General features: G+C 31.6%; 21 protein-coding genes and 1 rRNA gene. 3 read left to right on the plus strand and 19 right to left on the minus strand.

Annotation, left to right across the window (positions count from 1 at the left end; genetic code table 11):
• The first annotated feature begins 5 nt into the window (after positions 1 to 5).
• On the plus strand, positions 6 to 848 hold the full coding sequence (locus tag FNW38_RS12330; RefSeq protein WP_143388780.1) for an isoaspartyl peptidase/L-asparaginase: 843 nt from the start codon (positions 6 to 8) through the stop codon (positions 846 to 848).
• Between the two features lie 251 nt (positions 849 to 1,099).
• On the opposite strand, the gene FNW38_RS12335 is transcribed toward FNW38_RS12330, so the two are convergent.
• The 15 genes from FNW38_RS12335 to FNW38_RS17520 form a co-directional block, all read right to left on the minus strand.
• Positions 1,100 to 1,915 (minus strand): endonuclease/exonuclease/phosphatase family protein, encoded by an 816-nt coding sequence (locus FNW38_RS12335; protein WP_143388779.1) that lies wholly within the window; start codon positions 1,913 to 1,915, stop codon positions 1,100 to 1,102.
• A gap of 5 nt (positions 1,916 to 1,920) precedes the next feature.
• Positions 1,921 to 2,748: a KilA-N domain-containing protein gene (locus FNW38_RS12340; RefSeq protein ID WP_143388778.1), complete on the minus strand. Its 828-nt coding sequence runs from the start codon at positions 2,746 to 2,748 to the stop codon at positions 1,921 to 1,923.
• A 58-nt stretch (positions 2,749 to 2,806) separates the two neighbouring features.
• Positions 2,807 to 3,112 (minus strand): DUF6804 family protein, encoded by a 306-nt coding sequence (locus FNW38_RS12345; protein ID WP_317129751.1) that lies wholly within the window; start codon positions 3,110 to 3,112, stop codon positions 2,807 to 2,809.
• Complete coding sequence (locus FNW38_RS12350; protein WP_143388777.1) at positions 3,102 to 3,620, minus strand: tellurite resistance TerB family protein; 519 nt, start codon at positions 3,618 to 3,620, stop codon at positions 3,102 to 3,104. Before FNW38_RS12350 ends, FNW38_RS12345 begins: the two co-directional genes overlap by 11 nt.
• Before the next feature lie 95 nt (positions 3,621 to 3,715).
• On the minus strand, positions 3,716 to 4,372 hold the full coding sequence (locus FNW38_RS12355; protein WP_143388776.1) for a CFI-box-CTERM domain-containing protein: 657 nt from the start codon (positions 4,370 to 4,372) through the stop codon (positions 3,716 to 3,718).
• A gap of 34 nt (positions 4,373 to 4,406) precedes the next feature.
• Positions 4,407 to 6,209: an AAA family ATPase gene (locus FNW38_RS12360; protein ID WP_143388775.1), complete on the minus strand. Its 1,803-nt coding sequence runs from the start codon at positions 6,207 to 6,209 to the stop codon at positions 4,407 to 4,409.
• A 20-nt stretch (positions 6,210 to 6,229) separates the two neighbouring features.
• On the minus strand, positions 6,230 to 8,785 hold the full coding sequence (locus FNW38_RS12365; protein WP_143388774.1) for an Hsp70 family protein: 2,556 nt from the start codon (positions 8,783 to 8,785) through the stop codon (positions 6,230 to 6,232).
• Between the two features lie 11 nt (positions 8,786 to 8,796).
• The gene (locus tag FNW38_RS12370; RefSeq protein ID WP_143388773.1) at positions 8,797 to 9,696 is read right to left on the minus strand and encodes a septum formation initiator; all 900 of its coding nucleotides are present in this window, start codon (positions 9,694 to 9,696) and stop codon (positions 8,797 to 8,799) included.
• Between the two features lie 16 nt (positions 9,697 to 9,712).
• Positions 9,713 to 11,959 (minus strand): hypothetical protein, encoded by a 2,247-nt coding sequence (locus tag FNW38_RS12375; protein ID WP_143388772.1) that lies wholly within the window; start codon positions 11,957 to 11,959, stop codon positions 9,713 to 9,715.
• A complete protein-coding gene (locus FNW38_RS12380) occupies positions 11,944 to 12,357 on the minus strand; it encodes a hypothetical protein (RefSeq protein WP_143388771.1) in 414 nt (137 codons plus the stop codon). Before FNW38_RS12380 ends, FNW38_RS12375 begins: the two co-directional genes overlap by 16 nt.
• Position 12,358: 1 nt before the next feature.
• A complete protein-coding gene (locus FNW38_RS17515) occupies positions 12,359 to 12,547 on the minus strand; it encodes a hypothetical protein (RefSeq protein WP_185963139.1) in 189 nt (62 codons plus the stop codon).
• Between the two features lie 280 nt (positions 12,548 to 12,827).
• Complete coding sequence (locus tag FNW38_RS12385; protein WP_143388770.1) at positions 12,828 to 13,115, minus strand: hypothetical protein; 288 nt, start codon at positions 13,113 to 13,115, stop codon at positions 12,828 to 12,830.
• Positions 13,116 to 13,333: 218 nt separating this feature from the next.
• Positions 13,334 to 14,002, minus strand: a complete 669-nt coding sequence (locus FNW38_RS12390) for a DNA-binding transcriptional response regulator (protein ID WP_143388769.1) — start codon at positions 14,000 to 14,002, stop codon at positions 13,334 to 13,336.
• Between the two features lie 10 nt (positions 14,003 to 14,012).
• On the minus strand, positions 14,013 to 15,737 hold the full coding sequence (locus FNW38_RS12395; protein ID WP_143388768.1) for a tetratricopeptide repeat-containing sensor histidine kinase: 1,725 nt from the start codon (positions 15,735 to 15,737) through the stop codon (positions 14,013 to 14,015).
• Between the two features lie 84 nt (positions 15,738 to 15,821).
• Entirely contained in the window at positions 15,822 to 15,998 is a 177-nt protein-coding gene (locus FNW38_RS17520) for a hypothetical protein (RefSeq protein WP_185963140.1), read from the minus strand.
• A 346-nt stretch (positions 15,999 to 16,344) separates the two neighbouring features.
• Between FNW38_RS17520 and FNW38_RS12400 the strand changes: the two genes are divergently transcribed.
• Complete coding sequence (locus tag FNW38_RS12400) at positions 16,345 to 17,226, plus strand: hypothetical protein (RefSeq protein WP_143388767.1); 882 nt, start codon at positions 16,345 to 16,347, stop codon at positions 17,224 to 17,226.
• A gap of 224 nt (positions 17,227 to 17,450) precedes the next feature.
• Here the strand turns inward: FNW38_RS12400 and rplT are convergent, their stop codons facing one another.
• The 4 genes from rplT to thrS form a co-directional block, all read right to left on the minus strand.
• The gene (gene rplT / locus FNW38_RS12405; RefSeq protein ID WP_143388766.1) at positions 17,451 to 17,795 is read right to left on the minus strand and encodes a 50S ribosomal protein L20; all 345 of its coding nucleotides are present in this window, start codon (positions 17,793 to 17,795) and stop codon (positions 17,451 to 17,453) included.
• A 102-nt stretch (positions 17,796 to 17,897) separates the two neighbouring features.
• A complete protein-coding gene (gene rpmI / locus FNW38_RS12410) occupies positions 17,898 to 18,095 on the minus strand; it encodes a 50S ribosomal protein L35 (RefSeq protein WP_022827375.1) in 198 nt (65 codons plus the stop codon).
• A 103-nt stretch (positions 18,096 to 18,198) separates the two neighbouring features.
• Positions 18,199 to 18,756 carry a translation initiation factor IF-3 gene (gene infC, locus FNW38_RS12415; protein WP_369699884.1) on the minus strand — a complete coding sequence of 186 codons (558 nt, stop codon included), beginning with the start codon at positions 18,754 to 18,756 and terminating at the stop codon, positions 18,199 to 18,201.
• A 16-nt stretch (positions 18,757 to 18,772) separates the two neighbouring features.
• Entirely contained in the window at positions 18,773 to 20,719 is a 1,947-nt protein-coding gene (thrS, locus tag FNW38_RS12420) for a threonine--tRNA ligase (protein WP_143388765.1), read from the minus strand.
• Between the two features lie 993 nt (positions 20,720 to 21,712).
• Here thrS and FNW38_RS12425 point away from each other — a divergent pair.
• Positions 21,713 to 21,778: ribosomal RNA gene (locus FNW38_RS12425) — 16S ribosomal RNA — on the plus strand; the annotation flags it as partial.

Below are 21,778 nucleotides of genomic sequence, written 5' to 3' on the forward strand. Positions count from 1 at the left end.
ATAACATGAAACTAATCATACACGGCGGTTTTTTCTCTGAATCATCTACCAATCACGAAACAAAAGTTGCCAAGCAAAATGCACTAGAACGAATAGTGAAAGATTCCTATGCATTTTTAAAAAACCATTCGGCATTAGAAACTGTTGTTTATGCAGTTTCCCTTTTGGAAGATAATGAATTGTTTAATGCAGGAATTGGTTCTCAAATACAAAGTGACGGAAAAATAAGAATGAGTGCTGCGGTTATGGATGGTGAAAGCCAGAAAATGAGTGGCGTTATCAATATCGAAGAAGTGCGAAATCCAGTTCAGGTTGCCCAAATATTGATGCAATATGACGATAGAGTTTTAGGCGGAAGTGGAGCAACTAATTTTGCGAGACAACACGGTTTTGAATCTTTTTCAACCGAGATTCCACAACGACGAGCTGAATATGAAGCGAAACTGAAATCACTGGGAACAGGAACAGTGGGTTGTGTGGCTTTAGACCAAAATGGAAAAATTGCAGTAGCTACTTCTACAGGCGGAAAAGGATTTGAAATTCCAGGACGTATTTCAGATTCTGCGACTGTAGCAGGAAATTATGCCAATGCATTTTGTGGTGTGAGTTTGACTGGTGTAGGCGAAGATATTGTAAGTAATGCAACAGCTGCCAAAATTGTCACTCGTATTACCGATGGATTTACTTTGCAAGAAGCCTTTACTAAAACGTTCAACGAATTAAAACCTTATGATGGTTTTGCAGGCGCAATTGCTATTGATAATCAAGGGAATATGTTTCATCAAGATTCGCATCCCAGTATGGTTTTTGCCAGTTTTGATGGTGATAATTTCGAAGTTTTTGAATGATTTATTGGTACACGGATAACACGGATTGAACAGATTTACGCTGATTATATCCATTAAGTTTTTTTGTGCAAATATGGATTGTTTTAGACACGGATTACATAAATTTTACCCAGATTTTAATGATAATTAATGAAATCATTGAAGTTTTTATTTTGAGTTACTAAATGACAAATATGATTTTTTTAATTCGTGTAAATCTGTTCAATCCGTTAAATCGGTGTGCTATTCATTCTTATTTATATTCAATTTTATCAATTCAAAGAAAACTCAAACCAAATAGGAATATGATCGGATATTATTCTGGCCTCTTTTAGTGTGTTGAAGTTTTTGTAAAATGGAATAACCCCCGAATTTAGGGTAGTGATTTTCGAAGTTTTGAAATACATATTGTCAAATTCTGATGCGAGACATTTATCATTTTTGCATTCTTGTTTCAGCGACGTTTTTTGGTCAACCAAAATAGACTGATACCCCATTTTTTTCAAAGGATTGAAAACCGTATGTGATTGCGGACAATTGAAATCACCTGCAAAAATTAAATTCAAAGTGGGATATTCATCAGGTAAAAATTTGAAATATTTAATTTCTGTTTCAGGTTGTCTGTTTTTGGTTATAGCATGAAAATTAACCACGGTAAATTGTTTGTTTTCATATTGAAACGTACAGAAATACGGCTCTCTGTCAATCTCCAAATGGTATTTTTTTTCGAGCCAGGGGTTGCCTATTTTTTTAAGTTTGCTGGTTTTCCAGATAAAAGCGTATCGCTCGGTTTTATAGGCACTACTGCTGGTTGGGTCGCTAATCACATAATCCCATTTGGCTCCTTTGCGATTGAGCTCATCCGCTAATCTTGCGACTGCCTGTGCGCCGCCATAACCCGCTACCACTTCCTGAATGGCAATAATATCATAATCTCTCAGCGAATTTGCAATGTAGTTGATTGTTTCTTCAGATTTTGATTTACCAAAGTTTTCCAAATTCCAAGAAAGGAGTTTGGTTTGGGAGAAAGCAATGGAGGAAATAAGGAATAGTAAGAGAGAATAGAGTTTTTGTGTCTTAATAATCATTACTGCTATTTTAATTTTTTAATGGAATTATTTTCAACTAAAGATTTCATTTGAGCTATAGCTACTTTATTTAGTTGAAAAAGACGTTCCGTTTGTTTTAATTCTTGTGCTATCAATAAGGCATTTATACTTTCCAGATTACTCAAGACCACTAGTTGCTCTATAGTAGCATCATCTCTTAAATTACCTTCTTTTTCCGGATTTGCTTCCCTCCATTGTTTAGCAGTGATTCCAAATAAAGCCACATTCAACAAATCGGCTTCACTAGCATAAATAAAGCTTTCCTGGTATCTTGAAACTTCTTTTGGAATGAGATTTTCTTTGATGGCATCAGTTTGAATTTTGTAGTTTATTTTCGAAATGGTTCTTTGTAAGTTCCATCCTAAATTCAAACGCTTGTTTTCATCCTCTTTAAGTCGTTGAAATTCTTTAATTAAATAGAGTTTAAATCCCGAACTTATCCAAGAAGCAAACTCAAAAGCGATGTCTTTATGTGCAAATGTCCCTCCATTCTTCCCAACCTTTGAAATAATACCTTTTGCATTAGTTGCTGCAATCCACTTGCTTGGTGACAAAGTAAAAGAATTACTACCGGCTTCAAATAAAAAGGAGTCGAATTCGACCCCTTTAAAATCAGGATTGTATAACTCTTCCCAAATACCTAAAAATTCAACGGTAGTCCGCGAACGCATCCAGTTTTTTACCACATCTTTTGGTTCTTCCGCATTTTTATTTCTTGCTATATCAGTTAAAGAGATATAATCTTCTGAACCTGACTTTAGTGTCGCTATAACTATACCTTTTACAACTATTGTTTTATTATTTTTCGTCATTTAACTTACAAAATAGGATATTTCTAAATTTGTGCTTTTTAATTAAAGATAGTTTAAATTATTTATCGCTTTTCATTTTATCTCCAAAAACGGTAACCAAAAGTCCAGTCCCAACTACGATATCTATTATGTTCCAAAGCGTTCTGCCTAATGCTATTTTTATAAAGGGTTGGAATAAGATTGCTAATAAAATATATATGATTGCTTCATTTTTATTGTGTTGTTCATTGGCTGAAAAGGATAAATAGGCAAATGCGAGCATGGATGCAAAACGTACAAATTGGTAATATCCATAAGGCATATTAATAACACATAAGAGTAATAATATAGCCAAAATGAGTTTAACAATAGAATTATTCAACACTATCCCTTAAATTTTCTAAATTAATCTGTTCAAATTGTGGTAATTCAACTGAACTTAAATAGTTGTTTACTAATTTATCTAACTTACTTTCGGTGTCAATATCTTCTTCTAAATAAATTTCTAAATCGGGGTAGACATCTAAAATGCTATCGTCAGTTATATTTAGACATTTTCGTATTGCTTTAAAGAACTTAACCTCTGAATATTCAACAACTTCATCCGCATTTATGGTATTAATAGCGAAGTCAATTATGATTAGTTCTTCTTTTTCTGATAAATTAGAATTATTGAGTAAGTCAAAATAATATTGAATAAATTCTGTACCACGTTCGTTAATCTTTGCTAATAGAATATTGATTTCTTTGCTAAAATCAAAATCCTTAAATAATGGTGATTGCTCACACATTTTTTTTATTAGTTCAACTTCTTTTTTGTCAATATTTCCATCAGAAGCCATGCAACAAAAAGCGGTTTTTAAAAGTAATTTGTCAAATGAGATTGTTTCCATATTTTCTGTTTTTTAATTCAACTATTAGACATTCTGTGCTTTCTCATTTGATATTGATTAAAACTTGATAGATAATCAATAAAATATAAATGAAACTATTTTTGTATTTTACAAACAATGAAATCAATAGAAACTTTCAAAAGCTTATTGATTAAATAACTATTCTTCATTTTTTTTACCCAATAGGGAGAGTATTTATAATAGTATTTAATAAAGACACTTCCTAATTTATATTTATTAAGTGTATTGTCTCTAAAATTTCTTAAATGAATTACATTTGGATGATTATAATCACCATAAACCATTGTAGCTACATAACAATGTCCTTCATCTTTATTAACTTCTTTCAAAATAGCTCGACTACCATTTTCACTATCAAACCAATGTTGAATCAGATTGCCATATTTTTTTAAAAATTTAGATAACCTTAAATCATCTGATTTTTCAAGGATTACAATTTTAGTTCGCATAATGTCTACTAAAGCATTTCTATGTTTATTTAAGCCCTGATAATCTTGATTTTTCAAATAAAGTGTATGCTCAATGATATCTTGTTTTAATATTATGGAATGTATTTTATTCTCAATTTCCTCAAATTCATTTGGATAATTTTCATATAGTCTTTCAATTTTAGGAAATACCTTATTTAAAAAATTTGAAAGTTTTTGAATAAAATCAACATTTGTTTTTTTTTCAAAAATATCTCGAGTATTGGATAATATAGTTTCTTGTCGATGCGAAAGTTTACTCATTGTTAAAATTTATAAAAATAATTCGTTAATCTTTCTATTTTTTAAAACCAATTATTGGGCGTTCGCTTGTTTTACTATTAATAGAAGTATTTTCACCTTCCATTTTTTTTCTAAGCTCTTCGTATTTATTTAATTCCAAAATTGAAACTGACGGTTTTGTGTTTTCTATCACATTTTCAAGTATTTCCATAGTTATCCGTCCTTTAATTTTTAATGCATTTCTAGATGCATCATTTACTAAAAGTTCAATATCAGCAGCAACATAATTTTCTGTAAGTTTTGTTAACTTTTCATAATCCATTCCAAAATCAATCGGTCTAGATTTTAGATACATTTCAAACATAGCTTTTCTTGCTTCAAAATCAGGTGGGGACAAATAGAATTTTTTATCTAATCTACCTGCTCTTAAAATAGCAGGATCAATCATATGCGGATAATTAGTAGCACCGATAATGAATATTCCTTTTTCACCCGTTCTGTCCATTTGGGCTAACATTTCATTTACAGCACTTTTTGCCATTTCGTGAACTTCACTATCTCTATTGGGAACTAATTCATTCATTTCATCAATGAAAATAATAGTAGGTGCGTTTTCTTCTGCCTCTTCAAACATTTTTGCAATGTTTTCTTGAGTAGCATTGACATAGCGGCTTTTTAATGATGATGGTTTAATTAACATAAAATTAAAACCTACTTCTTCCGCAAAATGTTTTGCGAAAAATGTTTTACCACAACCCGGAGGACCATACAATAACATCCCATTAGGAATAGTTACTCCGTATTTTTCATACTCTTCAGGATTTCGTAACGCATCAATAACATCAACTTGAAGCTGATTTTTTAAATCTTGCATTCCTGCAATTGCACTAAACCCTTTTCCTTTTGCTGCTGAACTGTATGTTGCTTTCTTTTTAGTAGGTTCTTTATCTGATTTTTGAATTTGTATTGTATCAATATCATCAACTTTTAACTCACCTTTTAATGCTTTTATAAATTCATCAGCAGAACTAAATCTAACTTCCGTATCTGTATGCAGTGCCTTCTTAATAATATTAGTTATTTCATTATCAAAATCAATAATCTTATCTGAAACATCCGGAAATTGGATTTTTTTCTTTCTTTCCTCAACAATTTTGGCTTCCAATTCAGACTGTTTCCCTTTAAATTTAGAGACATCAACAACCCACGGTAATGAATTATAAACTAATTGGTATAAAACGATACCCACTGAAAACAGGTCCGATTGAGGTGAATAAATATTATGAAAACATTCTGTCGCCAGAAAATTAGGATTTAAACCCTCTTTATTATACACCTTTGATGATTGATGAAACCCTCTTGCGTAACCAAAATCAATAATTTTTGGTTTTGGATTACCTTGGGCTAAATCTAACATTACATTTTGTAATGTAATTTCGTTGTGAATTATAGGGTTAGCTTGTTGATGCAAATATTTCACTCCTTCAAGTATTCCAATAATAAGGTTTTTAATGTCATAAAGAGAGTTATATCTTTCACGAATAATTTTTTCCGATAGTGTTTCTCCTGCTATAAAATCTAGAACCAAATAGGCATATTTCTTATTTTCAATAACAATTTCACCGCTGTCATTGTAAGTGACCAAATTTGGGTGCTGAATTGATTTTACTAATTCTATTTCAAGAATATTATTGTTTTCATCAAAGGCTGATTTATGCAATTGTGAATAATTAAAAAGCTTTAAGAAGTAAAGTTTTCCATCGTTCCCTTTAACTCTATACGTTTCTGCATAGAAACCTTGTTTTACGAATAGTAAAACCTTATAATCATCATTTATTGAAAAGTTTTTTGAAAGCATCTATTTACGTTAATTTCTAATTATCTAGTTAATTTACCAGTTAATTTTTCAGCATCTTCTAACTCCATAACTCCAATTATCTGAACTACTAAAGGTCTCAAATTAGATACGTTTCCATTATTAATTGCTTGAATAGCTTGGTTTAATAAGGTTCTGGCTTTGTTACTGTCTTTCCAATTAATTTCAGAAAAGGTGGAGTTAATATTATTAACTAAAGAAATATCCATTTGTGGACCCGCTAAAATATCTCTGACACTCCAATCTAAACTATCTATTTCTTTGATAAGTTCTTTGGCGTGAATAACATCTTTTGCCTTTATGATTTGTTCAATTTTCACTTTGAACTCTTCCATATGTGCATCGACAGCTTCCATTTTTAAATCTCCTTCATCATCATTATTTTTTACCCTATTTAGCAATTCTTCTAAGTCATAAAAGTTTTCTTTTAATTCTTTTTCCACTTTTGGCCATTCGGTTTCACTATCCAATTTATCTAATGCTCTTAGTTCTTTTAATAAGTTATCCTGAACTTCAAGTTTACCGCTGTCACCACCGCCTTTATGCTCTAATTGCTCTGTAATACCATTAATGTTGGTAATAATTTTTTCAACTTCTTTTGAATTGTTTTCTTCCTGTAATCTTTTAGCTGTTTTTCTCGCTTTTCTGATTTCATTTTCTAACCATTCTTTACTAACTGACTTACCTTGTATTATTTCAACAGTTTGTTGTTCTGTATGATTTAAATAAGGAAAGAAAATAGATACAGTCATTTGCTCGGAACGATTCACTTTTAGCGTGATTTCAACATCACTACCAGCAGGAAGCAATGAAGGTAAATCTTCTCCGTTAATTCTTATGTCATTTATATGAGTGCTATGAATAGCAGTTGTCCCTTCAGCGTAATAATCTCCTTGATAAATAGGAATAATAATTTCATCTGAAGTTATTCCTGGACGAATATCTTTTTGTGTTTTTAATTTTTCAGTAACTCCTGTCGCTGGTAAAGTCTGATTTTTTTCTAATCCTTTTATTGCCGTTAATAAATCCTTCCCTTGAATACGGTCAGTAATTTCAATTGCTATATGATAGGGTAAAGTAGCTTGTCCCGGATTAATCCCTTGTAATATGTTAAACGTATTAGGTTGACATTCTAGTTTGTTACCTTGTTCATCATACAGTATAACTTCAAAAGTATTTGATGCACCCATATTTAACTGGACATCAACTAAAGTTGCTTTTTCACTAATTTGTTTTTTTCCACTTGACCAAGCTTTATCGCCACGAACCACATCCGCAAAAACTTTATCTGGAATAGTACCTTCTGTTTTTTCTTTAAGGATTTTGATGTTTACCATTTCCTCAGTCTCAACCGTTGTTGCTTCGTGCTTGATCTCTAATTGTAACTTCGTTGTGTCTCTACTTTGTTCAATCACCTCTTCTGAAACAGAAATAGTCGAAGCAAATAAAGCAGCTCCAGTTGCTACAGATGTCATTGGGTCAATACTTGTATTAATTTTATCTGTGATTTGCTCTTTTAACATTTTTCTCAAAATTGGAGAATATGTTGGACCACCAACCAATAATAAAGTTGTTAATTGAGAACCTTTAAGATTATTTCTCTTTAATAAATCTTTACATATATCAATTGATTTTTGGAATATTGGAGCAAAAGTATCTTCCATCATAGATTGATTTACTTCAATATCTAAAGTCAATTCTTCACCATCTTCATCTTCTATAGGTAAATCTCCTAAATCTGTCAATATATTATGCTTGTCCTTAAATGACATTTGAATTTTACAATCCTCTGCAAAACCCTTAATCGAGTTTCTTAGAACTTCTTTTTGATTTGTATTAGAAATAGTATCACTAAAAGAGAAATTATTTTCTATATATGGCAAAATTATATGGTCAACTATAGCTTCGTCTAAATTTTTTCCACCAAGCCAGTTATCTCCTTCTGTGTCAACAACTTTCATAATCCCATCTTCGACTTTAATTAGAGCAGCATCAAAAGTACCACCGCCAAAATCATAAACCAACCACATTCCATCTTTATTATCAGCATCAAGTCCGTAAGCCATAGATGCCGCGATAGGCTCTTGTAAAAGTTCAATATGTTCAAAACCAGCTAATTTACCCGCTTTAACTGTAGCATCTTTTTGAACCATTGTAAATTTAGCTGGAACTGTGATTACTATTGATTTTACAGCCTCATCTGTAATAAATGATTTTAATTTCATTAATACTTCAGCAGATAATTCTTCCGATGTAAAATCTTTGCCCATATTAGAGCTTGGGAATTTTGCATCGTTACCCATTGTTCTTTTAAATTCAATGTAAGCATTTGAGTTTTCTTGCTTCAAAGTTTTAAGTGCTCTGATTTTATCAGCTTTTAAAACACTAAAAGCAGGGTCGCCAACTAAAATATCCTTTTTCTTATTAATACTAACACAAGAAGGAATAGTGTCTTTTAAGGTGTCCGATTTTTTAATAACTGGTTTGCCATTTTCAATTCTTGCAATTGCTGAATTAGTAGTTCCTAAATCAATACCAAAGTCTATTTTTGTTCTCATTTTTTAATTATTTATTGACCTACAGAAACTTCTACTTGCGCTGATTGAATCATCACTCCTTTAAAGTTAACTTGTGGTTTGATTATTTTAGTTATTACTTCAGATCCTTTTTCTAAATTTTCATCTTCAACCATATTCGCCACCATTTTCATTCGTGGGTCGAATGGTTTGTTTAGTATCTCTGGCATATCATAACCATTTGCTGCAAAGTTATCTTCAATACGTTTTACTGACGCTGATAGTTGCTTCAAACCCTTAGTATTGGTATCCATATTGGATAGGTTTTTATTTATACGCACAATTTCATCAGCTACTTTTAATGCTAGTGAATGGTCTATTTCTTCTGATTTATTAGCCGGTATTTTAGCTCTTTCTTCTTGTACTAATTTTAGTTGAGTTTCTAGTACTTCCGTCAATTTAGTATCTAATTTCACTCCTTCTTCTTCGAGTGTTTTCTTAGTTTTACTAATTTGTGCTTCCACATCTGTTTTATCAGTAGTTTGCCGTTTGCTTACTAACCAATACACTAACCCTGAAACTATAATAGCACCTAATATTCCAATAATAGACCACAATGAATTCTTACTTAATGAATTGTCAACCTGTGTGAATTTTTGATTTGTTGTTGTTTCTGAATTTGTTATTTTCCCATTTAACTCTGAATTTGTCTTTTGAATATCAGAAATATTTGATTGCACTTTTTTATTAAGAGTGTCAAGTTTTTGATTTACAGTGGCTATTTTAGAATTTATTGAACTGATTTCAATTTTCAGTTTATTGTTTTCAGATTGAAGTGACTTTACCTTTTCTGTCAAAGGCTTAATTTCCTTGCCTATATCTTCTTTGGTTACTTGTGCAAAAGCATCAAAACAAGAGAGTAGGAAAAGTGCGGATATTAGTTGTTTTTTCATTTTATACATCAGTTATTTATTTATTAAAGAAAGTGGATTGATCTATTGTGGATGATGATGCATTACCATTAGCAACCGTATAAAGAGTAACTGTTGCATTTGTAAATCCTCTTGAACTATCTTCAAAATATTCCTCTCCATCAAATTCTGAAAAATTCACATCAGATTCAAAATTTCCTTTAGTACCACAACTATTTTCTATATTTGGATTCCAATCATTACCATAAAATACTCTTATTTTATAATTGCCCTGAGCAATGCTTGACATTTTAAAAGTAGAATTTTTTTGCACATATTCATTTCTTATAGTTCTGTCTTTAGATACACTGTACAAGCATATAATTGCATCAGAGCTACCACCATTTTTTATTGTCAAAGTAGCATTGCCTTGATAGTCACCTGAACCAAAACAATTATCTAGCGGTGAAGCACCATTTTCTAATTTATTACCAATATACTCACTTGAATATTGTTCGGCAGGCATTGCTATAGCGGTTGTATCTATAGCTGCTACTGATGAATCAACATATGGATAAGCTGCTGTTGAATTAATTGTCTCAATTGCATTAGAATCAACTGCTGTTTCATGGTTTGAATTATTGTCATCATCATTTTTGCTCGCTGCTCTACAAGACTTAATTACAATTATAAAAAGAATTATTCCGAAAATCCACCCGCCCCAATTAATATCTTCTGAATTAGATTTTGGAGGAGTATAGGTAGGACTAGTTCTTGGCGATGTTAACGGTCTTGGAGTAGTGCTTGGGGAAGATGAACCATGACTTGGCGTACTAACGTCTAACTGTACACAAAGATTTTTTAAAGCATTTCTATTCTGGTTAAATCGTCCTGTTTTATAGTCACCCTCCATATCTAAAGTGCCAATCAAATTGGTCACTTCCCAACCCATTCTTAGGGCAGTCTTTATTTTATTCAAAGTTCCGTATCTGTCTACTGCAATTTTATATTCAAAATTATCTTGAGCATTGTTTACTTCTTCAATGATAAAACTTTGTGCCTGACTAGCAACACGTGTTGAAAGTTTTAAATACATTTCATCAGTAGCACCTAAAGTATTCTTTATGTTGTTTAAATGTGGTTTACTCAAGTTAATAAATGCTCTTGCATTTTCAATCGTCTCGGCTTTTTTATCAAATTTATCGAGTATTTCAATTAAAGCTGTTAAATCTGCACTTATCTTATTGTGTTTTTCTCTTTCTGGTTTTTCATCAATCCATTCTTGGAGGTGTTCTGTATTTTCCCGACATCTTTGAATTGCAATGCTTCCAACGGCCAATTTTTTTGCTTTTTTGAATAAATCCATTGCTTTTTCGCTTGAATCAGTATTTGTATCTCTATATTTTTTAAAATAAACAATTCCACATTGTAATATTTCATCAGAAAGTTTATCAGTGATGGATGTAAATTGAATATTGCTTTTGCCTAGAATATTTTGAATTGTATTTATTCTTTCGTTTTCATTTTCAAATAGGCTTAACCCTAAATCATACGCTTTACTTGGATTTTCTTTTCTTTTCGATTTTGTTTCATCAATCTTGGTTTTGATATGGTCAATTGGTTTTGAAACGAAATCATTTAAATAATTTTGCTTTGCAGTAAATGAAATTTTTGTAATGCATTCAAGATACCAATCCACAATGTTTTTATCTACTTTTTCAATTTCATAATAAACTTGTGTTAAAAACTGGATTTGCAAAGCTTCTTTAGATACTTTATAAGTTTCGTCCGAAGAAAATTTAATAAAATCATCTATAAAATCGCTTTCTAAAAACTTTAATTTTAGAGTAATTCCCTTTTCTAGATTTTTTTTAGTAATTGTTGCCTTTTTGAAAGCACTATTGAGGTATAATGTGGAAAGGTTTTGAAAAGCCGATGCGTTTCTTTTTGTAACTTCTTCCGCTGCTGCTAATTTTATCCAAACATAAATAGCTTCTTTAGCCTCCTCTTTTGAAGATTTTAAAGCATCAAACATAGGTTCGTCTGTTATCGCATTACCATTATAAAACCAAAATAAAGAAGCATTTACACGATCATTATTCAAATTCAGTTTTGAAATAGCATCATCAACGGCATCAATATTTCTGTTTAAAGAACCAATAATTGGAAAGCTAAAATCTTCTGGAACCTCCTGTTCCGCCTCAATATACATTTTGAGTTTTTTAGTTTTAGTATGCTCTTCCTTTGTTGAAGTACCAACTAATATTCCGATTATTCTATATGGGTTGTTTAAAACTGACTCCATCGTCTTTTCTCTCTTAAATTAATATAATCAGTGAATGTACTTGTCTTAATTATGTCTTTTTTTAAATTTGAATAATAATTTGATTTGTCAGATAGAAAACCCAAGTATGAAAAAAAAGAAGGTATGAAACTAAAAACAAAGGTAATTCCAATTATAAAAGATGGTATTCCAAAAACTAGGTTTAACCAGTTTGCAATGTCAAAAGAAGCTATTAGACCACAAATAATACCTATCCCCAGAAATATTATTTCAACTTTAAATGTTTTATTAAAACTTGAAACTGGATTTATATTTAATTTAGGATTATCGTTAAAAAGTTCTTTCATAATTTTATATTCCTTTTCAGATAAATCTGGTGGTTTGTTAAAAATATAACTTGTATATTGAATTTTTGCCATATTATCTTCTTTGAGTTACAAGATAGAACTGCCAAGTATAAGCACGATTACTTTCAAAATTCTTTATTCCGACATTTGGGACCACACCTGGGGCAGATGCTCTAAAATCGTAATCTCCTGGAGTTAAAACAATATTTTTTGTTTCTTTTGGTGAGAACTTATATGCTACCGAATTTAATTTTAAAGTCATAGTAATGTTAGTATTGTTAAAAGAATTATTGAAAGTGCTAAGATAGTTTTAAAAAGTATTTTCATTGTGGGGGCTTGTATTTTTTTTAAATTTGTAAATGACTTTTTATGTTTAAAAATGTTAAAAATAGTTTAATTCTCATTCTTATTTATGTTTAGATGGATAATATTTACTGTAATGTTGATTCATCGTTTCTAATTGTTCAGATTGTTAACTTTTTACAAGTCTACAGTCACAAAAAAATTACTTCTTTATGGTTTTCCTCATTTGGGGTAAAAAATTATAATTTAATCCAGTTGCTCGCAATCCAGTCTAATAATTCTTCTCGATAAATTTGATGTTCTAAAATAGAGTGTTGTAAAAAGCTTTCTACTTTTTGGAAACTTGCTTTTGTTTGAGGGACTTTATATTTTTCTAAAAACTGATTACAAAAATGGACTACTTCACATTCTTCAGTTTTATCTACATAAATGGGATTGAAAATTTCAATATACTTGGGATTATTTGTTGCATCGACTGTTTGTGAATATCCTGTAAATGCTAAGTCTTCAGTTGTAAAATTGGCCATTTTTTAAATTTTAAAGTTAAACAGGCCAAACGTAATCCTAATAAAAATTAATTCTTTACGGGAAACCGTAAAAGGGGGTAATTATTTTCAAAAAAGTTGAAAAAAATATTCAGTTCGTACGATTCGGGATTACTAATTTTTTAAATTAATTAGTGACTATTAGTTGAGTGGGCTATGGAATTTTTGTTCCTTTCTTTTATAGAGTACGATGGAGAAGATTATACCAATCCTAAATCTTTGGTTATGGAAATAAGATGCACATTGTTACTGGCCTTGAAATATATTTTAAGTTTATTGATTCGCTTCTCTATGCTACTGCTGCCATTAGGAATGATTCCGGATTTTTTAAATTCTAATGCTATTTCGTCTAGAATTAACCCTTTAGATAAAAATTTCAAAAGAGAAATGTCATAGGCTTCAATTTCCAGGATTGATTTGTCTCTTAATAGATGCGACAAATCAGTAGAAATGATTTTCTCATCATTGTTAAATATGTTTTGAATAGCATTTTTAAGTTGAGGAATGCTATTGCGTCCTTTAGATACGTAGGCATTGATTCCGGAATTATTAAAAAGAGATTTTATTCTAAAAGATTTATCTTCAATAGAAAATATTATCATTTTGATGTTTGGCTGTAGTTTTTTCACAGCGTCAATTAACTCCTCACCTGTAGAGAGTCTATTTTCTCGATGATCGGGTTTAAATGATAAATCACTGATCAGTAAATCAAAAGGTTCCTCATCATGAAGTGCTTTTTTTATTTTCAAAAAAGCATCATCACAGTATTTTGCATGGTGAATTTCTACAACAGAAAGTTCCTCGAGTGCTTGAACAACTGTCATACTAATACTGTCTAAATCTTCGGCAACTAAAATTTTATGGAACATAAGGCTATTATTATATTGGAAAAATAATCTTTACTTTGAATCCTTTGTTGGATTTAGTATCAAAAGTAGTTGTTCCTTTTATAGCCTGAATACGGTTTTCCACATTCTGCAGTCCATTTTTTGATTTTTTTTCGTCAAATGCTGCTCCAACGCCGTTATCAGTGTAATCTATTTGTAATTTATTTTCATTTTTTTTGAAAGTTAGTATGACTATGCTGCATTGGCTGTGCTTTTTCATGTTGACAAGTAATTCTTGCAGCACACGGTAAACAGTTGTTTTTTTATTGCTTTCTAAAGTTGCCCAATTGATAGTATCAATTCCATTGGTCAATATATTAACTTCATTAGTATTGAATCCGGACATCATGTCTTTCAAGTTAGATATAAAAAGAGAGCCTGTCTCGATAGTACTGTTTTCTTTAGAAATGTTTCGTGTTCTGGAATAAATAGTGTCCAAATTGGTAAGCAATTTTTCTTTATTTTGGCTGTTGGATAAATCTTGTGTTTCGGCAAAAGCCATGGTATGATACACATCGTTAGCCAACTCATCATGTAGTTTTTTTGCAATTCGAATCTCGGTGTCGTACGAAATTTTTATTTTTTCTCTTTTACTTTTGGTTATAAGAAAATGGGATATGAAAATACTAATCAAAATAATAATTCCAACTGCAAAATATAAAAGTTGATTTCTATTTTTTTGTTGTTCTAATTGAAGTGCATTTTCTGCTTTTTGGGCTTTGAGTTTTAAATTTTCTTCTTTTTCTTTTTTGGAATCATATTTCATTTTAGCAAATTGATTTTTTGCCTTTTGTCTCACTTTATTAATGCTATCATTAATAAGCAGGTGTAACATGGAGAATTTTTTGGATTCATTCCCAATGCTATTTTCTATCAATAGTGCTAATGATTTCAATCGAATATTTACACTGTTTATTTCTGTGGCTTTTTGATAGGCCATTCTTGCATAGCTATTAGATTTTTCAAAATTATCATCTTTATAAAATTCAGAAAAATGAATATAACTCGCCATTATTCCAAAGTCATCTTCTATCTGTTTTCTTATTTTTAAAGATTGATCCATATAATTAAGGCTTTTTGAATCACCAATTTTAAAATAACAATAGCCCAAATTATCTAGTACTCTTGCTTTGTTCTCATCACTGTTTGGAATCTTTTTATTTAGAGTCAAAGGCAAAAGAATTTGTATGGCATGTAGATAATCTTCTTTATCCATAAATACCACTGCAATATTATTCTTAAGAACTACTTTCTGTAATTCATTATCCGCTTGATTATAGGCTTGATTGTAATAATAAATCGCATTATTATAATCATATAGGTTTTCATAATTAATCCCTAATAGATTAAAAATAGCACATTTATAAGCTGGGTTTGTATCTTTTTGAAATAGTGATATGGCTTCAGTCGCTGTAGTTTCACTACTTGAATAATCCCCTTCATTTTGTTGAATGATGGCCATTTTTAGTAATGAATAAATTATCTTTTCATTATCTGTTGAAACATCAGAAGTAGATTTTATTTTATTATAATAATAGAAAGCACTATCGTTTTTTTGGTTCTCAAAATATTTTTCAGCAAGTGAAAAATAGTGATTATATTCAGTATCATTTTTGGGTTTTGGTGTAATATTCGTTTCTTTTTTGCAGGATAAAAGTCCTATAAACAAAAGAAAGTATAAAATAAAAAACGGGGAATTTAACTTTTTAAGTTTCATTCCCCGAAAATACAGAAATTAATTAAATTTAAATATAGTTCTAATTATGATTTTGTATTATTATTATTATTATTATTATTGCTATTATTTTGGAGGAGGAATTGGAGTTTGACCACTTTGTCCATCAATTGGATCACTATCTGCATCAGCGGATATTTGTTGTTTATTATTGTTTGGAGTTGTTCCCACTTCGTCATTGGAGCAAGAAACCATCGCAACACATGCAATGATATAACACGATACTAGAATTATTCTTTTCATTTTTTTGGAATTAAAAATTAGACATAGGTTGGGCTGTCCGATATGGAAATCGAATCTTTGCCATAATTGGCAAGCCATTAAAACATTTTGTTCTTTTGCTTTTTGGGAAGTGAAGTGCGCTGAAACAAAATGGTATTATTTATACTTCCCGAATAAACTTGCCATGCTGTTTAGCGACACTTTTTTTAGAACTAGTTTTGTACATTTGTCTTGATTGCAATTCAAAACAGGAACTGATTCTGTAGCAAAGGAATGCTGTCTTTGTTGAATAATTTTAATAGAATTCCGATGATTCCGCTAATTCAGAAGGTTTCCATAGGATTCCGAATAATTCCAATAAATGCGTATGAACAAAATTACTTTTGAAGAATATAAGAGTGGTATTAGAGTTAAATATGAGGTGTCGAGAATTGATGATGTCACTGGTATTTTATTAAATCCTACACCTGCTCAATTGCGAAATCTGTGTTTGATGAAACTTGATAATAGCTTAACAAAAACTGATTCGAATGTATTTAGAATGTTTTTTAATGTAAAGGAAGAAGAACATCTGAGAAAGGAAATTGAGAATTTTGATATTGGAAAATTCAAACCTATAATCTCATTTTTAAAAGGAGAGAAAGATTCTGAGAATATGGCAAGGATTGAATTGGCAGCCATTCTGGTTAATTTTAATCCAAGACCTTACAATAAGTATTTGCTTAACGATAAAATTAGTGGAAGAGAAAATCCAGAAGATTCTTTATTTGTTGAAGAAAAGGAATCGGTTATAGATAATATTCCTTTTGGATTCATCGAAAAAGTTGCTTTAAAAGGAAAAGATGATAAGATTGAAAAGAAGACAGCAATATTTTTAGCAGTATTATTATCCTTGTTTTTTATGGGATATACTGTAAAAGGGGTTTTCTTTCCAAAAAAGGAATGTATGCAGTGGGAGGGGAATCATTATATAGCCGTAGATTGTGCTAATGATAAATTAGGAATTGGTCAATTAGAGTTGATTATTCCCATTGATGAAAACATTATGAAGCTAAATAAATTGGATTCAAATAGGAAGATAAACTTCTTTAAGAATGATAAACCAGTAGTTTGGTATTGTAAGCACGATGGAGTAGTGGAGCTTTTCAATACTCCAGGATTTCATCCAGAAACTGGAAAACCTTTGAAGCCCATTACTAAGTACATTATAAAAAAGTACAATTTGAAGGAAATGATTAATGCCATTTAGAAATTGGAATTAATCCGATCTTAGCTCCCTCTCCTTTGAATTGCCTCCAGCTTTAGCTGGAGGATAGTAGATTGAAAATAAGATTGGCTTTAGCCAAAAGATTGTTGTTTGCTAATTTGCAATTCATATTAAAAAAAAACATTACAGAAAACAAAAAACCCCATTCGCCGCGGCGAATGAGGTTTCTATATAAGTAAGTAATCTAAATTGAGTTGATAAAACGTTTATTTTACTTTATTAAGTATTGCTTTGAAAGCTTCTGGGTGGTTCATAGCTAAATCGGCAAGAACTTTACGGTTCAATTCGATATTTTGCTTTTTCACTTTACCAATGAATTGTGAATAAGACATTCCTTCCAATCTAGCTCCAGCGTTGATACGTTGAATCCATAATGCACGGAAATTTCTTTTATTCACTTTTCTGTCACGGTAAGCGTAGCACATTGCTTTCTCTACCGCGTTCTTAGCAACTGTCCAAACGTTTTTACGTCTACCAAAGAAACCTTTGGCTTGCTTCATTATTTTTTTTCTTCTTGCTCTTTTAGCAACTGAATTTACCGATCTTGGCATAATTTTATTGTTTTTTTGTAGCAGGCGTCCCGAATTAAATCAAGAGAACTTAAAAGCCATACTCCAAGGTTATTTTTTAAATTGTTTTAACCTAAAGAATTATTAAATAATTCTTAATTGTTGTTTGATGCTTTTCATATCTGTTTTGTGAACTAGCGCAGAGTGTGTCAATGCTAATTTACGTTTTTTAGATTTTTTAGTCAAGATGTGACTTTTAAAAGCATGCTTTCTTTTAATCTTTCCAGAACCAGTAACTTTGAAACGTTTCTTGGCGCTAGATTTGGTTTTCATTTTAGGCATTTTTTCCTAGTGTTTTAATTTATTCTTACTTACTTATTTTTTAGTTTTCAGTCTCGGTTTTCAGTTCACAGTCTGAAAACTGAAAACTGCGACTGCCAACTGTTTACTTCTTTTTCTTAGGAGCAATGAACATAATCATTCTCTTTCCTTCAAGAACTGGCATCGCTTCCACTTTACCAAACTCTTCAAGATCTGTAGCTAATCTCAATAATAAGATTTGACCTTGATCTTTATAGATAATGGAACGTCCTTTAAAGAAAACGAAAGCTTTCAATTTCGCTCCTTCTTTCAAGAATTTCTCAGCGTTCTTTCTCTTAAACTCATAATCATGCTCATCGGTTTGTGGACCAAAACGGATTTCTTTCACAACAACTTGTGTAGATTTCGCTTTTAAGACTTTATCACGTTTCTTTTGTTCGTAAACAAATTTCTTGTAATCCATGATTTTGCAAACCGGAGGTTCAGCATTAGGAGAAATCTCTACTAAATCTAATTCAAATTGATCCGCTAATCTTAAAGCTTCCGAAAGTTTAAAAACTCCTGGTTCAATGTTCTCTCCTACAAGTCTTACTTCTTGTACACCACGAATAAGATTGTTTATTCTGTGTGCATCTTTTTTTTCTACGCGAGGTTGGTAACCTCTGTTGCTTCTTATTGCTATGACTTTATAATTTAAGTTAAACTGTAAATACTTTTAATGTTTTATTGATCTCTTCGTTTACAATAGCAACAAATTCTTCTATTGTAACGCTGATATTTCCTTTTCCTTCCTGTCCATGACGACGGATTGAAATAGTACCATTTTTCTCTTCTTCCTCACCTACAATCAACATAAACGGGGTTTTTTGCATTTCTGCATCCCTGATTTTCTTGCCAATTGTCTCGTTTCTATTATCAATGAGGGCGCGAATTTCGTGATTTTCTAGCAAATCTAAAACTTTTTTCGCATATATTTCATATTTCTCACTCAAAGACAATATTATAGCTTGTTCCGGCATCAACCAAAGCGGGAAATTTCCTGCTGTATGCTCTAATAAAATTGCTATAAATCGTTCCATTGAACCAAAAGGAGCTCTATGAATCATCACAGGTCTATGTAGTTCGTTATCAGATCCTTTATACGTCAAATCAAAACGTTCAGGCAGGTTATAATCCACCTGAATCGTTCCTAATTGCCATTGCCTTCCCAAGGCGTCTTTTACCATGAAATCTAATTTCGGGCCATAAAAAGCAGCTTCGCCATATTCTATTACTGTGTCTAAGTTTTTATCTTTTGCGGCATTGATAATTGCATTTTCCGCTTTTTCCCAGTTTTCGTCGGTACCTATGTACTTATCTCTATTCTCTTTGTCTCTCAAAGAAATTTGAGCAGTGAAGTTTTCAAATCCTAATGAACCAAATACATATAGCACCAAGTCAATTACTTTCTTAAACTCCTCGTCTAGTTGTTCCGGAGTACAAAAAATATGGGCATCATCCTGAGTAAACCCTCTTACACGAGTCAAACCGTGTAATTCACCACTTTGTTCGTATCTGTAAACTGTACCAAATTCAGCATAGCGCTTAGGTAAATCTTTGTATGACCAAGGGCGTACATTATAAATTTCACAGTGATGAGGACAGTTCATTGGTTTCAATAAAAACTCTTCTCCTTCGGCCGGAGTGCTTATAGGTTGGAAGCTATCAGCACCATATTTTGCATAATGTCCTGAAGTTACATACAATTCTTTCTGACCAATATGCGGCGTAACCACTTGCTCGTAGCCACCTTTTTTTTGGGCTTTTTTCAAAAACTGTTCTAGTCGATCTCTTAAAGCAGCACCTTTCGGTAACCACAATGGCAAACCTGCGCCTACTTTTTGTGAAAAAGCAAATAACTCAAGTTCTTTACCTAGTTTTCTGTGGTCACGGCGTTTTGCTTCTTCTAGTAATTCTAGGTATTCTGTTAAGTCTTTTTGTTTCGGAAATGAAGTTCCATAAACACGGGTCAACTGTTTGTTTTTTTCATCACCACGCCAGTAGGCACCAGCAACGCTCATGATTTTCATCGCTTTGATGATTCCGGTGTTTGGAATATGACCACCACGACATAAATCGGTAAACGTATCGTGATCGCAAAACGTAATCGTTCCGTCCTCAAGATTGGTAATCAATTCAGTTTTGTAAACATTGTCTTTGTATAATTCCAAAGCTTCTGCTTTAGAAACAGGACGTAGTTTGAACTCATGCTTTCCTCTTGATATTTCAAGAACACGATCCTCAATTTTTTTGAAGTCAGCATCGGTGATTTTCTGGTCCTCAAAATCTACATCATAATAAAACCCATTAGATATTGCTGGCCCAAGAGTTAATTTTATACCTGGGTACAATTCCTCAAGAACCTGTGCCATAACGTGAGAAGTCGAATGCCAAAAAGCTTTCTTTCCATCGGCATCATTCCACGAATATAATATAAGACTGCCGTCCGTTGTCAAAGGAGTTGTGGTTTCCACAGTTGTACCATCAAAGGAAGCCGAAATTACATTTCTGGCAAATCCTTCACTAATGCTTTTAGCAACATCCATAGGAGTTACCCCTGGAGCAAACTCTTTAACTGACCCGTCGGGCAAAGTAATCTTAATCATTGTTTATTATTTTAAGAATGCAAATATAGGCCATTACAAAAATACATACAATATATATGTAAGGTTTGTTGCTATAATAGGTGTAAAACAAAATCGGTACTCATTATATATAGGTAAAGAGCGAATGTTTCTATTTAGGAGCTATTTCCCGCTATTCGTTTCAATCTTTCTAGTCCTGAACTTGTTTCAGGATCCTGAAACAAGTTCAGGACTAGAAAGGATTTTCACTGCTATCGGGGCTAGGGAAGTAGTTTTGTAATGTGTAATCCGTTTAAACGACAATAAATCTAGTTGTTTAGAAAGTGTCCAATTGATGGTAGTGATAAGGTTGTTTATATATAATGGCTGGAGCTGATCTTATTGATTTCTGTAGTTTCTCTAAAGAATAGTACAGGAAGCGGAAAATAGTTTCGTTTGTAAAAAACATGTTTCCAGCGAGTTAAAGTTTAAGTTAAGGAAACATCAAAAAAAAGGTTTAAAAAAGCTTGTTAAAGCGAATAAAGAGACTACTTTTGCACCCGCAACAACGCAGACGTTCTTTAACAAACTGGCAAGTAATACGAATTAAGGCAGAAAATTTATTTTCTAAAAAAGATTCAGAAAAGCTTGTGAGATTAGAAAACGCTTGTTACATTTGCACCCCGCAAAACAAGTAAAGTTCCTTGATAAATTGATAAGAAATAGAGAAGTAAATGGAGATAAAAATTTCCAAAAAAACTTTAAAATTTTCTTGTCAGTTAAGAAAAGAAGTTGCACTTTTGCACCCGCTTTGAGAAACACTTTAACAAGTGTTATGAGAAGTAAAAGAAACTGAAATAAATTCAGTTTAAACAAAGCAGAACATGTTCCTAGACATATTGAATTGACAGCCGTTTTAAGAGAGATCTTAAGACAAAAGAATAAGAGTAATAGAATCGATAGATTTGAAAAAACCACTAGAGAATTTAGTCGAATATAAAAAAGAGTTTAGATTTATCTGAGCTCGCACAATATACGATGAAGAGTTTGATCCTGGCTCAGGATGAACGCTAGCGGCAGGCTTAACACATGCAAGTCGAG

The organism is Flavobacterium gawalongense, from assembly GCF_007097265.1.
In the GTDB taxonomy this organism is placed as follows: Bacteria; Bacteroidota; Bacteroidia; order Flavobacteriales; family Flavobacteriaceae; genus Flavobacterium; species Flavobacterium gawalongense.